This window comes from Micrococcus sp. HG099, assembly GCF_024723355.1.
In the GTDB taxonomy this organism is placed as follows: Bacteria; Actinomycetota; Actinomycetes; order Actinomycetales; family Micrococcaceae; genus Micrococcus; species Micrococcus endophyticus.
Genome location: NZ_JANQCJ010000064.1, coordinates 1 through 12,873, shown reverse-complemented (window position 1 = coordinate 12,873; position 12,873 = coordinate 1). Strand labels below are relative to the sequence as shown.

At 75.8% G+C, this 12,873-nt stretch carries 16 protein-coding genes; 15 read left to right on the top strand and 1 reads right to left on the bottom strand.

Annotated features, from left to right (window positions below; translation table 11 throughout):
• The 7 genes from NWP10_RS07120 to hisF form a co-directional block, all read left to right on the top strand.
• Positions 1 to 634, top strand: a 634-nt coding sequence (locus NWP10_RS07120; RefSeq protein WP_258300373.1) for a RibD family protein, incomplete at its 5' end; no start/stop codon positions are given.
• The gene (locus tag NWP10_RS07115; protein ID WP_258300372.1) at positions 635 to 1,306 is read left to right on the top strand and encodes a riboflavin synthase; all 672 of its coding nucleotides are present in this window, start codon (positions 635 to 637) and stop codon (positions 1,304 to 1,306) included.
• Positions 1,303 to 2,613: a 3,4-dihydroxy-2-butanone-4-phosphate synthase gene (gene ribB, locus NWP10_RS07110; protein ID WP_258300371.1), complete on the top strand. Its 1,311-nt coding sequence runs from the start codon at positions 1,303 to 1,305 to the stop codon at positions 2,611 to 2,613. The genes NWP10_RS07115 and ribB overlap by 4 nt, the downstream gene beginning before the upstream one ends.
• Positions 2,610 to 3,086, top strand: a complete 477-nt coding sequence (gene ribH, locus NWP10_RS07105) for a 6,7-dimethyl-8-ribityllumazine synthase (RefSeq protein ID WP_258300370.1) — start codon at positions 2,610 to 2,612, stop codon at positions 3,084 to 3,086. The genes ribB and ribH overlap by 4 nt, the downstream gene beginning before the upstream one ends.
• 95 nt (positions 3,087 to 3,181) lie before the next feature.
• The gene (locus NWP10_RS07100) at positions 3,182 to 3,445 is read left to right on the top strand and encodes a phosphoribosyl-ATP diphosphatase (protein WP_017489614.1); all 264 of its coding nucleotides are present in this window, start codon (positions 3,182 to 3,184) and stop codon (positions 3,443 to 3,445) included.
• Between the two features lie 56 nt (positions 3,446 to 3,501).
• Positions 3,502 to 4,350, top strand: a complete 849-nt coding sequence (gene hisG / locus NWP10_RS07095) for an ATP phosphoribosyltransferase (RefSeq protein WP_158492474.1) — start codon at positions 3,502 to 3,504, stop codon at positions 4,348 to 4,350.
• Between the two features lie 48 nt (positions 4,351 to 4,398).
• Complete coding sequence (hisF, locus tag NWP10_RS07090; RefSeq protein ID WP_258300369.1) at positions 4,399 to 5,169, top strand: imidazole glycerol phosphate synthase subunit HisF; 771 nt, start codon at positions 4,399 to 4,401, stop codon at positions 5,167 to 5,169.
• A 16-nt stretch (positions 5,170 to 5,185) separates the two neighbouring features.
• Here hisF and NWP10_RS07085 read toward each other — a convergent pair whose 3' ends face one another.
• A complete protein-coding gene (locus NWP10_RS07085; RefSeq protein ID WP_258300368.1) occupies positions 5,186 to 5,941 on the bottom strand; it encodes a maleylpyruvate isomerase family mycothiol-dependent enzyme in 756 nt (251 codons plus the stop codon).
• Positions 5,942 to 5,981: 40 nt separating this feature from the next.
• Between NWP10_RS07085 and hisI the strand changes: the two genes are divergently transcribed.
• From hisI to lgt, 8 genes are all read left to right on the top strand, one after another.
• Complete coding sequence (gene hisI, locus NWP10_RS07080; RefSeq protein ID WP_258300367.1) at positions 5,982 to 6,380, top strand: phosphoribosyl-AMP cyclohydrolase; 399 nt, start codon at positions 5,982 to 5,984, stop codon at positions 6,378 to 6,380.
• Positions 6,377 to 7,924, top strand: coding sequence for a chorismate-binding protein (locus NWP10_RS07075; RefSeq protein WP_258300366.1), 1,548 nt, complete (start codon positions 6,377 to 6,379; stop codon positions 7,922 to 7,924). The genes hisI and NWP10_RS07075 overlap by 4 nt, the downstream gene beginning before the upstream one ends.
• Positions 7,924 to 8,526 carry a Trp biosynthesis-associated membrane protein gene (locus NWP10_RS07070; protein WP_258300365.1) on the top strand — a complete coding sequence of 201 codons (603 nt, stop codon included), beginning with the start codon at positions 7,924 to 7,926 and terminating at the stop codon, positions 8,524 to 8,526. The genes NWP10_RS07075 and NWP10_RS07070 overlap by 1 nt, the downstream gene beginning before the upstream one ends.
• A 114-nt stretch (positions 8,527 to 8,640) precedes the next feature.
• Positions 8,641 to 8,958 carry an HGxxPAAW family protein gene (locus tag NWP10_RS07065; protein ID WP_017488895.1) on the top strand — a complete coding sequence of 106 codons (318 nt, stop codon included), beginning with the start codon at positions 8,641 to 8,643 and terminating at the stop codon, positions 8,956 to 8,958.
• Between the two features lie 5 nt (positions 8,959 to 8,963).
• Complete coding sequence (gene trpC / locus NWP10_RS07060; protein ID WP_258300364.1) at positions 8,964 to 9,770, top strand: indole-3-glycerol phosphate synthase TrpC; 807 nt, start codon at positions 8,964 to 8,966, stop codon at positions 9,768 to 9,770.
• Positions 9,771 to 9,799: 29 nt separating this feature from the next.
• Positions 9,800 to 11,125 (top strand): tryptophan synthase subunit beta, encoded by a 1,326-nt coding sequence (gene trpB / locus NWP10_RS07055; protein WP_258300363.1) that lies wholly within the window; start codon positions 9,800 to 9,802, stop codon positions 11,123 to 11,125.
• Entirely contained in the window at positions 11,122 to 11,928 is an 807-nt protein-coding gene (trpA, locus tag NWP10_RS07050; protein ID WP_258300362.1) for a tryptophan synthase subunit alpha, read from the top strand. Before trpB ends, trpA begins: the two co-directional genes overlap by 4 nt.
• A gap of 2 nt (positions 11,929 to 11,930) precedes the next feature.
• Positions 11,931 to 12,873 (top strand): prolipoprotein diacylglyceryl transferase (lgt, locus tag NWP10_RS07045; RefSeq protein WP_258300361.1); only part of this gene is annotated, 943 nt, incomplete at its 3' end.

The window sequence follows — 12,873 nt, the reverse complement described above, 5'->3', positions numbered from 1 at the left end:
TAAGACACGGGCCCAGTCCCTCGACGGCCACGCCGCCGCGGCCGACGGCACGAGCCGCTGGATCACCGGCGCGGCCTCCCGGGCGCACGCCCACCGGGTCCGCGCCCGCGTGGACGCGATCGTGGTGGGCACCGGCACGGTGCTCGCGGACGACCCCCGGCTGACCGTCCGCGACGCGGCCGGGGCCGAGACCGGCCCCCAGCCCGTGCCCGTGGTCCAGGGCCGCACCCCGATCCCGGCCGGCGCGGCCCTGCGTGCCCGCCCGGAGACGCTGCACGTGCCCGCCCACGAGCCCGAGGCCGTGCTGGCCGCCCTGGCCGCCCGTTTCGGACCGTGGCCGCACGGCGGGGCGCGGCCGGGCCACGTGCTGATCGAGGGCGGGCCCCGCGTGCTCGGCGCCTGGATCCGCGCCGGCCTCGTGGACGAGCTCATGGTCTACACCGCCCCGCTGCTGCTCGGGGCCGGACGCCCCGCCGTCGCCGGGCTGGACGTCGGCACCCTCGCCGACGGCCTGCGCTGGCATCCCGACCCCGCCGAGGACGGGCCCGTCCGCGCCCTCGGCGAGGACGTCTGGACCCACCTCGCCCCCGTCCCCGCCCCTGCCCCCGAGGGCCCCGACCCCCAGGAGGACTGAATGTTCACCGGCATCGTCACCCACCTCGGCACCGTGCTCGCCCTCGAACCGGACCCCGCCGCGGACACCGCCCGGCTCGTGCTCGACGCCGGCGGCGCCCTCGAGGGCCTGCCCGCCGGTGGCTCCCTCGCGGTCGACGGCGTGTGCCTCACCGCCCTCGACGGCCCCGGGGCCGAGCCGGGCGTGTTCCGCGCGGACCTGATGGGGCAGACCCTGCGCATGACCAGCCTCGGCGGACGCACGCCGGGGGACCGGGTCAACCTCGAGCGCTGCCTGCGCCCCACGGACCACCTGGACGGCCACGTGGTCCAGGGGCACGTGGACGGCGTGGGGGAGGTCCTCTCCGTCACCCCGCAGGGGGCGTGGACCACGGTGCGGATCGGCCTGCCCGCCGCCCTGGCGCGCTACGTCCCCGCGCAGGGGGCGATCGCGCTGCAGGGCGTCTCCCTCACCGTCTCCGCCGTCTCCGAGCCGGGCGCCGACGCCCACTGGTTTGAGGTCGGCCTCATCCCGGCCACCCTCGAGGCCACCACCCTGGGCGCGCTGCGCCCCGGCGACCGCGTCAACCTCGAGACCGACGTGCTCGCCCGCTACGCCGAGCGCCTCGCCCTGCTGCCCGCGGCGCCCGCCGCGTCCCGGTCCGCCGCCCCCGCCGAGGAGGTCCGCCCATGAGCGATTCCATCCCCCTGGACGCCGTCCCCGCCGCGATCGCCGCGTTCGCCGCGGGCCGTCCCGTCGTCGTCGTGGACGACGCCGACCGCGAGAACGAGGGCGACCTCGTCTACGCGGCGGCCCTGGCCACGGACGCCGTCACGGCGTTCACCGTCCGCCACACCTCGGGCGTGATCTGCGCGCCCATGCCCGCCGACCTGGCCGACCGCCTCGCCCTGCCGCCCATGACCGCGCGCAACGAGGACCCCAAGGGCACCGCGTACACCGTGAGCGTGGACGCGGCCACCGAGGTCAGCACCGGCATCAGCGCCGCCGACCGCACCCGCACCCTGCGCATACTCGCCGACCCGGCCGCCGGGCCGGCGGACCTCACGCGCCCCGGCCACGTGTTCCCGTTGCGGGCCGTGCCCGGCGGCGTGCGCGCCCGCCGCGGCCACACCGAGGCCGGCGTGGAGCTGTGCCGCCTGGCGGACGTCGCCCCGGTGGCGGCCATCGCCGAGCTGGTCCACGACGACGGCACCATGATGCGCCTGCCCGCCCTGCGCGAGTTCGCGGACGAGCACGGGCTGGTCCTCATCTCCATCGAGGACCTCGTGCGGCACCTCGAGGAGGAGGGGCCGACCCCCGTGCCCGTCCCCGCCGAGGCCACGCTGCCCACGCGCCACGGCGTGTTCCGGGTGAGCGTCCACGCCGACGCCGTCACCGGCGCCGAGCACGTGCTGCTCGTGGCGAAGAAGGCGGGCGAGGCGGGGGAGGCCGACCCGGAGCGCCCCCTCACCGTGCGCGTGCACTCCGAGTGCCTCACGGGCGACGTGCTGGGCTCTCTGCGCTGCGACTGCGGGCCCCAGCTCGAGGACGCCCTGTCCCGCGCCGGGTCCGAAGGCGGCGCCGTCCTCTACCTGCGCGGCCACGAGGGCCGGGGGATCGGCCTGGCCAACAAGGTGCGCGCCTACCGGCTGCAGGAGCAGGGCCTGGACACCGTCGAGGCCAACATCGCCCTCGGCCTGCCCACGGAGGCCCGCGACTGGGCGGGCGCCGCGGCCGTGCTCGCCGCCGCCGGGCACACCCGCGTCCGCCTCGTGACCAACAACCCCGCCAAGGTGGCGGGGCTGCAGGCGGCGGGCATCGACGTCGTCGAGCGCGTGCCGGCCCCCACGCCGGTCACGGAGCACAACCTGGGCTACCTGCGCACCAAGCGCGACCGCATGGCCCACGCCCTCGCCGACCGGGTGCTCGAGCACCCGGGGGCACCGGGCCACGAGGACCCCCGACACGAGACCCCGACCCACCAGGAGGACACCCCATGAGCGGTGCAGGAGCCCCCACCCCCGCCCTCGAACCCGCCGCCGCGCGCGGCCTGCGCGTGGCGGTCGTCGCCGCGCAGTGGCACACCGAGATCATGGACGGCCTGATCGCCGGCGCCCGGGCGGCCGCCGCAGACCTCGGCCTCGAGCCGGTGCTCGTGCGTGTGCCCGGCACCGTGGAGCTCAGCGTGGCCGCCGCGCGCCTGGCCGAGGACTTCGACGCCGTCGTGGTCCTGGGCGTCGTGGTCCGCGGGGACACCCCCCACTTCGACTACGTCTGCCAGGCCGTCACGCAGGGCGTGACGGAGGTCTCGGTGCGCACCGGCACCCCCGTCGGCTTCGGCGTGCTCACCGTGGACACCGAGCAGCAGGCCCGGGACCGCGCCGGACTGCCCGGATCCCGCGAGGACAAGGGCCGGGAGTCCCTCGAGGCGGCCGTGCTCACCGAGCTCGCGCTGCGGGACGTGCAGACCTGAGCCGCCCGTCTCGGGCGGCGGCGAGGACGGGCGAGACCCGTCACATTGCCGCCGGCCGTGCGGGCGGGGCCGGGCCGCGTGGATAGGGTGTCCCCGTGAAGACCTTCGACGAGCTGTACGCGGAACTGACGCGCAAGGTGCAGGAGCGCCCCGAGGGCTCCGGCACCGTGGCCCAGATCGACGCCGGCGTCCATGCCATCGGCAAGAAGGTCGTCGAGGAGGCCGCCGAGGTCTGGATGGCGGCCGAGTACGAGTCCGACGAGGCGGCGGCGGAGGAGATCTCCCAGCTGCTGTACCACGTGCAGACCATGATGATCGCCCGCGGCATCGCCCTCGAGGACGTCTACCGCCACCTGTGAGCGGCGCCCCGCTCCCACCCCCTTCCGCCCCCACCGCATCCCGAGGAGGCCGACGCGTGCTGCGCATCGCCGTTCCCAACAAGGGCGCCCTCGCCGAGGCCGCCCGCGAGATCCTGCAGGAGGCCGGCTACCGCCAGCGCCGCGACTCCCGCGAGCTGGTGCTCGTGGACCCCGAGAACCAGGTGGAGTTCTTCTACCTGCGCCCCCGGGACATCGCCGTGTACGTGGGCCAGGGCACCCTGGACGTCGGCCTGACCGGCCGCGACCTGTTCCGCGACGCCCAGGTCGACGGCGGCGCCGAGGAGATCATGGCGCTCGGCTTCGGCCGCTCCGTGTTCCGCCTGGCCGCCCCCGTGGGCGCCTTCTCCTCCGAGGCCGAGCTGTCCGGCAAGCGCATCGCCACCAGCTACGACGGCCTGCTCTCCGCCTACCTGGAGCGCACCGGCCTGGACGCCGAGGTCGTGCACCTGGACGGCGCCGTGGAGTCCTCCGTGAAGCTCGGCGTGGCGGACGCGATCGCCGACGTCGTGGAGACCGGCAGCACCCTGCGCGCCGCCGGCATGGAGACCTTCGGCGAGTCGATCCTGGACTCCGAGGCCGTGATGATCGCCCGCGTAGGCGCGCGCCCCGAGGGCCTGGACGTGCTGCTGCGCCGCCTCAAGGGCGTCCTCGTGGCCCGCCGCTGGGTGATGATCGACTACGACGTGCGCCGCGAGCTGCTTGAGCAGGCCACCGCCGTCACCCCCGGCCTGGAGTCCCCGACCATCTCCCCGCTGCGCGACGAGTCGATGGTGGCCGTGCGCTCCATGGTCCGCAAGGCGGACGCCAACCGCGCCATGGACGACCTCTACGCCCTCGGCGCGCGCGGCATCCTGATCTCCGCCATCCACGCGATCCGCCTCTGACGGGCCGCGTCCCGCCCCCGAACCCCGCCCCCTGACGAAGGAGCCGACGTGAGCGTCGCCGTGCGTGTGATCCCCTGCCTCGACGTGGACGCCGGCCGCGTGGTCAAGGGCGTGAACTTCGAGAACCTGCGCGACGCCGGCGACCCCGTCGAGCTCGCCCGCCGCTACAACGCGGCCGGCGCGGACGAGATCACCTTCCTGGACGTCACCGCCTCCACCGCGGACCGCGCCACCACCTACGACGTGGTGACCCGCACCGCCGAGGAGGTCTTCATCCCCCTCACCGTGGGCGGCGGCGTGCGCACCGAGGAGGACGTGGACCGGCTGCTGCGCGTGGGCGCGGACAAGGCGTCCGTGAACACGGCGGCCGTGGCCCGCCCGGAGCTGATCACCGAGATCACCCGCCGGTTCGGCTCGCAGGTGCTCGTGCTCTCCCTCGACGCGCGGCGCACGCAGGACCCCGGCTGCGCCTCCGGCTACGAGGTCACCACCCACGGCGGGCGCCGGGGCACCGGCATCGACGCCGTCGCGTGGTGCCGCGAGGCCTCGGAGCGCGGCGTGGGGGAGATCCTGCTCAACTCCATCGACGCCGACGGCACGCGCAACGGCTTCGACCTCGAGATGATCCGGGACGTGCGGGCCGTGACCCGGGTGCCGCTGATCGCCTCCGGCGGCGCGGGCGTGCCCGAGCACTTCCCGCCGGCGGTGGAGGCCGGCGCGGACGCCGTCCTGGCAGCCTCGATGTTCCACTTCGGCCCGGACGACATGCTCGCCCGCGTCAAGGACGCCCTGCGCCAGGCGGGCCAAACGGTCCGCTGACGCCCGCGGCGCCGCCTCAGGCCGCGCCGGGCCCGTCCTCGGCCGGGTCGGCGTCGAACCGGTCCTGCGTCACGAGCGCGGCCCCGCGCCGGCCGAACGCGTGCAGCACCAGCTCCCCGGCGGGGCCCGTCACGCGCACGCCCTCGCCGTCCGGGCCGGGCCGGCGCGCGGTGAGCGGGGCGTTGTCCGTGCGGGATCCGGCCCGCGCCCGGCGGACCAGGACCACGCCCGTCTCCTCGCCGCGGTAGAGCAGCGCGGCGCGGGCGTGCAGGCGCGTGAACAGGGCGTCCGCGTAGTCGTCGGCGAGGATGCGCGGGGCCCAGCGGTCCTGGGCGCGGCGCACGTCCTCGGTGTGGACGAAGAACTCCAGCAGCTGCACCCGGCCCGCGACGGCGCGCCCGGGCCGGGAGCCGCGGGCCCGGGCGGCGAGCCCGCGCAGTCGGCCGCGGACGCCGTCGTCGGCCGGTGCGGACAGCGGCCCGCGCCCGATGCGGGCGACGAGCTCGGCGTACCCCCCGTCCCCGGCGTGGGCGTCCCCGAGCGCGCGGGTGCGGCGCTCCAGCGCGGCGGCGAGCGGGGGCAGGAACAGCCCGGGGGCCGTAGGAGAGGAGTCCCGCAGGACGAGGTGGGCGGCGAGGTGCTCGGTGCGCCAGCCGGCGCACAGCGTGGGCATGCCCGGCCCGGCCGCGGTGAGCGCCTCCACGAGGGCGGCGCGCGAGGCGGCCGCGTAGTCGGGACCCTGCCGGTCCGCGGTGACGGGGAAGTCGGCCATGGCGGCCACGGTACTCCTCCCGCTCCTATAGTGGAGCACCATGAGCACCTCCTCCCACCACGACCTCGTGGCCTCGCTGGCCTTCGACGACCGCGGGCTCGTGCCCGCCATCGCGCAGCAGGAGGGGACGGGCGAGGTGCTGATGATGGCGTGGATGAACGCCGAGTCCCTGCGGCTCACCCTCGAGACCGGCTGGGCGACGTACTGGTCCCGCTCCCGCGGCGAGCTGTGGCGCAAGGGGGAGACCTCGGGCCACCTGCAGCGGGTGCTCGCCGTCCACGCCGACTGCGACGCGGACACGCTGCTGCTCACCGTGGACCAGACCGGCCCGGCGTGCCACACCGGCACGCGCTCGTGCTTCACCGACCGCCTGCTGGCCGAGCCGGCCGCGCCCGCCGGGGACCAGGCCGGAGATCAGGCCGAGGGGGCCGGCCGATGAGCGCCGCCACGCCCTCGCGCGAGGAGTTCCTGCGCCTGGCGGACACCTCCCGCGTCATCCCCGTGGTGCGCACCGTCCTGGCCGACGGGCTCACCCCGCTGGCCATCCACCGCCGCCTGGCCGGCTCGCGCCCGGGCACCTTCCTCATGGAGTCCGCGGCCCCGGGGGCCGTGTGGTCCCGGTACAGCTTCGTGGGCGCGGGCTCGGCGGTCACCCTGACCTCGCGGGACGGGCAGGCCCACTGGCAGGGCGTCCCGCCCGAGGGCCTGCCCACCGAGGGCCGCGCCCTCGACGTGCTCGCCGCGTGCCTGCGGCTGCTGCGCACCGACGCGCGCACCCATCTCGACGGCGCCCTGCCGCACCTGGTCTCGGGCATGGCCGGCTTCCTCGGCTGGAACACGGTGCGCGCCTGGGAGCGCCTGCCGAACCCGCCGCAGGACGACCTGGGCCTGCCGGACCTGGCGATGAACCTCGTCACCGACCTCGCCGTCCACGACGCCCTCGACGGCACCGTGACCCTGATCGCCAACGCGGTGAACGGCAACGGCCTGGCCACGGGCGCGGAGGGCGCCTACGAGGACGCCCTCGCCCGCCTGGACGCCATGGTGGACCAGCTCGCGGCGCCCGCCGCCGAGCCCGTCAGCACCGTGCCCCGCCGCTGGCTCGACGCCGACGCGGACGAGGTGGCGGCGCAGGCCGAGGACCGCTGGGGCGCCGCCGGCTTCCGCGAGGCCGTGGGGAAGGCGCAGGAGGCCATCCGGGACGGCGAGGTCTTCCAGGCCGTCGTCTCCCGCCGCCTGTCCGTGACCACGGGCGCCACCGGCGCGGACGTCTACCGGGTGCTGCGCATGGTCAACCCCAGCCCCTACATGTACCTGTTCTCCTTCGAGACCCCGGACGGGGAGCCCTACGAGATCGTCGGCTCCTCCCCGGAGGCGCTCGTGACGGTGCAGGACCGCCGCGTGGTCACCCACCCGATCGCCGGCTCGCGGCGCCGCGGTGCCACGCTCGAGGACGACCGGCTCCTGGGCAAGGACCTCATGGAGGACGAGAAGGAGCGGGCCGAGCACCTGATGCTCGTGGACCTCTCCCGCAACGACCTCTCCCGCGTGTGCCGCCCCGGCACCGTGGAGGTCACCCAGTTCATGGAGCTCGAGGCCTTCAGCCACATCCTCCACCTCGTCTCCCACGTGGAGGGTCGCATGCGCGAGGACGTGGACGCCCTCGACGTGCTGCGCGCCGCCTTCCCGGCGGGCACGCTCTCCGGGGCGCCCAAGCCCCGCGCCCTGCAGCTGCTGGACGAGTGGGAGCCCACGGAGCGCGGCCCCTACGGCGGCGTGGTCGGCTACTTCGACCTCGCGGGCAACATGGACATGGCCATCAACATCCGCTCGGCCACGCTGCACCGCGGTCAGGCCCACGTGCAGGCCGGCGCCGGCATCGTCGCCGACTCCGACCCGGACGCGGAGACCGCGGAGACCGTCACCAAGGCGACGGCGCCCCTGCGCTCCGTCCTCACCGCCGGCGAGATGGGGCGCGCGTGATGCGCCGCCGCACCGTCGTGCTCGCCGCCCTGGCGGCCGGGGCCCTCGTGCTGCTGGCCGCGGGGCAGACGTGGGTGGTCGCCTCCGGGTTGACCGGCGGTCTGAGCGAGGAGGCGACGACGTCCGGCGGTGCCGCCGCCCCCGGCGCCACGGCCATGGCGCTCGTGGTGCTCGCCGGCGCGCTCGCCCTGACCACCGCGCGCCGGGTCGGCGTCGTCGTCGTGGGGGCGCTGCTGGTCCTGGCCGGGATCGTGATCGTCACGGGGGCGGCGGGCGCCGCCCTCGACCCGGCGGGCACCGCCGCCTCCGCCGTGGCCGAGGCCACCGGCACCACCGCCGCCGCGGGCTCCTACGCGGTCACCGCGTGGCCGTGGGTCGCAGTGACCGGGGGAGTGCTGGCCGCCCTGTGCGGCGCGGTCGCCGCCCTGGCCGGGCGCGGCTGGGTCTTGGTCCGCCGCTACGAGAAGGCGGAGGCGGCCGACGCCGCCGAGCCGGCCGCGCCCGGCCGCGCCGCCGCGCCGGGGCGGACGGAGGCCGAGCGCCGCCGCACGGAGCAGATGGACGCCTGGGACGAGCTCTCCCGGGGCAACGACCCGACCTGACCGGGCCGGACCGGACCCCCGCGGACGCGGCACGTCACCGGGGCCCCGTGACGCCGCCGCATGGCACAATGAGGGGCAGTCGTCATGTACACCACGCACCAGTGAGGGACAGCCATGAGCCACACCGCGAACACCGAGCACACCACCCGTCGAGCCGCTCGCAACGGCGCCGTCGAGGACGTCGTCGTCACCGAGGACGGCCGCGTGCTCAACGACCCCACCCACCTGGAGCTGCCGGACCACGGCAACACCCCGGGCGGCTGGGCCATGGTCGCCCTCGTGCTGGTCGGCTTCGTGGCCGGCTGCATCGGCCTGCTGGCCGACTGGATGATCGTCGTGTGGATCGGCGTCGCCCTCATCGTGGTCGGCGTCCTCGTCGGCATCGTGGCCGGTCGCGGCGGCTCCGCCCGCTCGGGCCACCGCGCGCACTGATCCGCGTGTCCGTCCTCCAGGAGATCATCGACGGCGTCCGCGAGGACCTCGCCCCGCGCCGTCGTGACGTGCCCGAGGCCCGCCTGGCCGAGCTCGTGGCGGCCGCCCCCGCCCCCCGGGACGCGCACGCGGCCCTGCTCGGCGGGCGCACCGACCCGGCGGGGATCCGCGTGATCTCCGAGGTCAAGCGCTCCAGCCCCTCCAAGGGCGCCCTCGCGGAGATCCCCGAGCCGGCCGCCCTGGCCCGCGCCTACGAGCGCGGCGGGGCCTCCGCCGTCTCGGTGCTCACCGAGGCGCGCCGCTTCGGCGGCAGCCTGGCCGACCTCGACGCCGTGCGCGGCGCCGTCGACCTGCCGGTGCTGCGCAAGGACTTCACCGTCACCGAGTACCAGATCCACGAGGCCCGCGCCCACGGCGCCGACCTCGTGCTGCTGATCGTGGCCGCCCTCGACGACGCGGAGCTGACGGGCTTCCTCCAGCTCACCGAGTCCCTGGGCATGCACGCCCTCGTGGAGGCGCACACCCCCGAGGAGATCGAGCGCGGCGTCGCCGCCGGCGCCCGCATCCTCGGCGTCAACGTGCGCAACCTCAAGACCCTGGACGTGGACCCGGCCCGCTACGCGGCCCTGGCCGACGGCCTGCCCGAGGACGTGGTGCGGGTGGCCGAGTCCGGCGTCGAGTCCGACGAGCAGATCAAGGCCTACGCCGCCGCCGGCGCCGACGCCGTGCTCGTGGGCGAGGCCCTCGTGCGCCACGGCGCGCCCGAGGAGGCGCTGCGCGCGTTCCGCGCCGCCTCCCTCACCGTCCGCTGACCCACCGACCCCCCAGGAGCGTGGCCGCCATGAGCGCCGACCGTCCCAGCACCGAGCCCACCGTCGAGTTCGAGGGCCCCTACCAGGGCCAGTCCGGGCCCTACTTCGGGGACTACGGGGGACAGTGGATGCCGGAGTCACTGATGGCCGCGCTGCAGGAGGTGCAGCGCACCTACGAGGAGGCCCGCCAGGACCCGGCCTTCGAGGAGGAGCTGCGCACGCTCTTCCGCGACTACGTGAACCGGCCCTCGCTGCTGTCCGACGTGCCGCGGTTCGCCGCCGACTCCCCGGGCGTGCGGATCATGCTCAAGCGCGAGGACCTCAACCACACGGGCTCGCACAAGATCAACAACGTCATCGGCCAGGCGCTGCTCGCGCGCCGCATGGGCAAGACCCGCCTGATCGCCGAGACCGGCGCCGGCCAGCACGGCGTGGCCACCGCGACGGCGGCCGCCCTGTTCGGCATGGAGTGCACCGTCTACATGGGCGAGGAGGACACCCGCCGCCAGGCCCTCAACGTGGCCCGCATGCAGATGCTCGGCGCGGAGGTCGTGCCCGTGGCCATCGGCGCCCGGACCCTCAAGGACGCCATCAACGAGGCGCTGCGGGACTGGGTCGCCTCCGTGGACACCACCCACTACCTGCTCGGCACCGTCACGGGCCCGCACCCGTTCCCGGCCATGGTCCGCTACTTCCACTCGGTGATCGGCGAGGAGGCGCGCCAGCAGGTGCTGGCCCAGACCGGCCGCCTGCCGCACGCCGTCGCGGCCTGCGTGGGCGGCGGCTCCAACGCCATGGGCCTGTTCCACGGGTTCCTGGACGACCCGGAGGTCGAGCTGTACGGCTTCGAGGCCGGCGGCGACGGCCTCGAGACCGGCCGCCACGCCGCGTCCATCACGCTCGGGCGCACCGGCGTGCTGCACGGCGCCCGCACCTACCTGATGCAGGACGAGGACGGGCAGACCATCGACTCCCACTCGATCTCCGCCGGCCTGGACTACCCGGCCGTCGGCCCCGAGCACGCCTTCCTCAACGACACCGGCCGGGCCGTCTACGAGCCCGTCACGGACACCGAGTGCATGGACGCGTTCCTGCGCCTGACCCGCACCGAGGGCATCACGCCGGCCATCGAGTCCGCGCACGCCCTCGCCGGCGCCCTGCGCCTGGCCCGCCGCTGGGCCGACGAGGGCCTCGTGGGCCCGGACACCCCCGAGGGCGAGGAGCGCATCATCGTCGTGAACCTCTCGGGCCGCGGGGACAAGGACGTGGCCACCGCCGCCGCCTGGTTCGGGCTCGGCCAGGCCGACGCCGAGAAGGACCCGCTCGAGGAGCTCACCCCCGGAGAGGAGCAGTGACCGGGATGACCGTGCACTCCAAGACCGCCGCGGCCCTGGACGCCGCCCGCCGCGCCGGCCGCACCGGCCTCGTCGCCTACCTGCCCGCGGGCTACCCGAGCGTCGACGAGTGCGTCGAGGCCGTCGTCGCCGCCGCCGAGAACGGCGCGGACGTGATCGAGCTCGGCCTGCCCTACACCGACCCGGTGATGGACGGCCCCGTGATCCAGGCCGCCACCCAGGCCTCGCTGCAGGCCGGCTTCCGCGTGGCGGACGTGTTCGAGATCATCCGGCGCGTCACGCAGCGCGTGGACGCCGCCGTGCTGGTGATGACCTACTGGAACCTCGTGGACCGCATGGGCGTGGACGAGTTCGCCCGGCGGCTGGCCGAGGCCGGCGGCGCCGGGCTCGTCACCCCGGACCTCGTGCCCGAGGAGGCCGGGGCCTGGCTCGAGGCCTCGGACCGCCACGGCCTGGACCGCGTCTTCCTCACCGCCCCCTCGTCCACGGACGAGCGGGTGCGCCTGGCCGTCGAGTCCTCCCGCGGCTTCGTCTACGCCGTGTCCGTCATGGGCGTCACCGGTGCCCGCGACGCCGTCTCCACCGCGGCCGAGACCGTGGTGCGCCGCGCCAAGGAGGCCGGTGCCGAGCACGTGTGCGTCGGGCTGGGCGTCTCCCAGGCGGCCCACGTGCGAGAGATCGGCGCGTACGCCGACGGCGCCATCGTGGGCACCGCCCTGGTCCGCGCCCTCGGCGAGGACGGCCCGCAGGCCGTCGGCGCCCTCGCCCGTGAGCTGGCCGCCGGCGCCGTCCGGGAGGGCTGAGCATGACCGCCCTGGCCTCCCTGGCGTCCCCCGCCGCCCTCGCACCCCTGGCCGCGTTCCCCGCCCCCACCTGGGACGGCTTCGAGATCGGCCCGGTGAAGATCCACGCGTACGCGCTGAGCATCATCCTGGGCATCGTCCTGGCGCTGTGGCTGGCCGAGCGTCGCTGGAAGGCCCGGGGCGGCCCCGAGGGGCGCGTCCTGGACGTGGCCCTGTGGGCCATCCCCTTCGGCTTCGTCGGCGGGCGGCTCTACCACGTGTTCTCCTCGCCGGACCGGTACTTCGGCCCCGGCTTCGACGGCACGGGCGACCCCGTGCAGATCCTGCACGTGTGGAACGGCGGCCTGGGCATCTGGGGCGCCATCGCGCTGGGCGCTGTGGGCGCCTGGATCGCGTGCCGCCGGTACGGGCTGCGCCTGAGCGCCTTCGGCGACGTCGTCGCCCCGGGCATCCTGCTGGCCCAGGCCGTGGGCCGCTGGGGCAACTGGTTCAACCAGGAGCTGTTCGGCGGGCCCACCACGGCCCCGTGGGGCCTGCGCGTGGACGCCGACCACCCGAACTTCCCGGACGGCGTCGCCCCGGACACCCTGTTCCACCCCACGTTCCTCTACGAGTCCCTGTGGTGCCTGCTCGGCGTGGCCGTGCTGCTCCTGGCGGACCGCCGGTGGCGGCTGCGCCGCGGGGCGATGGTCTGGGCCTATGTGGCCTGGTACACCGCCGGGCGCGTGTGGATCGAGACGCTGCGCATCGACGACGCGGAGCTGGTCACCCTGTTCGGCCTCACCCAGCGCCTGAACGTGTGGACCTCGATCGCGATGCTCCTGCTGGCGCTCGTGATGCTCGCCGTCATCCTGGTCAAGCACGGCCCGGCCGCCGCCGGCCCGCGCTCGGACGACTCCGTGTGGCTGCCCGGCCGCGGCCCCGCCCTCGAGGCCGGCGCGGGCG

Coding starts and splice junctions, on each gene's coding strand:
- hisI (WP_258300367.1), top strand. CDS start 5,982: ATGAGCACCTCCTCCCACCACGACCTCGTGGCCTCGCTGGCCTTCGAC.
- NWP10_RS07085 (WP_258300368.1), bottom strand. CDS start 5,941: ATGGCCGACTTCCCCGTCACCGCGGACCGGCAGGGTCCCGACTACGCG.
- NWP10_RS07070 (WP_258300365.1), top strand. CDS start 7,924: ATGCGCCGCCGCACCGTCGTGCTCGCCGCCCTGGCGGCCGGGGCCCTC.
- NWP10_RS07065 (WP_017488895.1), top strand. CDS start 8,641: ATGAGCCACACCGCGAACACCGAGCACACCACCCGTCGAGCCGCTCGC.
- trpB (WP_258300363.1), top strand. CDS start 9,800: ATGAGCGCCGACCGTCCCAGCACCGAGCCCACCGTCGAGTTCGAGGGC.
- ribH (WP_258300370.1), top strand. CDS start 2,610: ATGAGCGGTGCAGGAGCCCCCACCCCCGCCCTCGAACCCGCCGCCGCG.
- ribB (WP_258300371.1), top strand. CDS start 1,303: ATGAGCGATTCCATCCCCCTGGACGCCGTCCCCGCCGCGATCGCCGCG.
- NWP10_RS07115 (WP_258300372.1), top strand. CDS start 635: ATGTTCACCGGCATCGTCACCCACCTCGGCACCGTGCTCGCCCTCGAA.
- NWP10_RS07075 (WP_258300366.1), top strand. CDS start 6,377: ATGAGCGCCGCCACGCCCTCGCGCGAGGAGTTCCTGCGCCTGGCGGAC.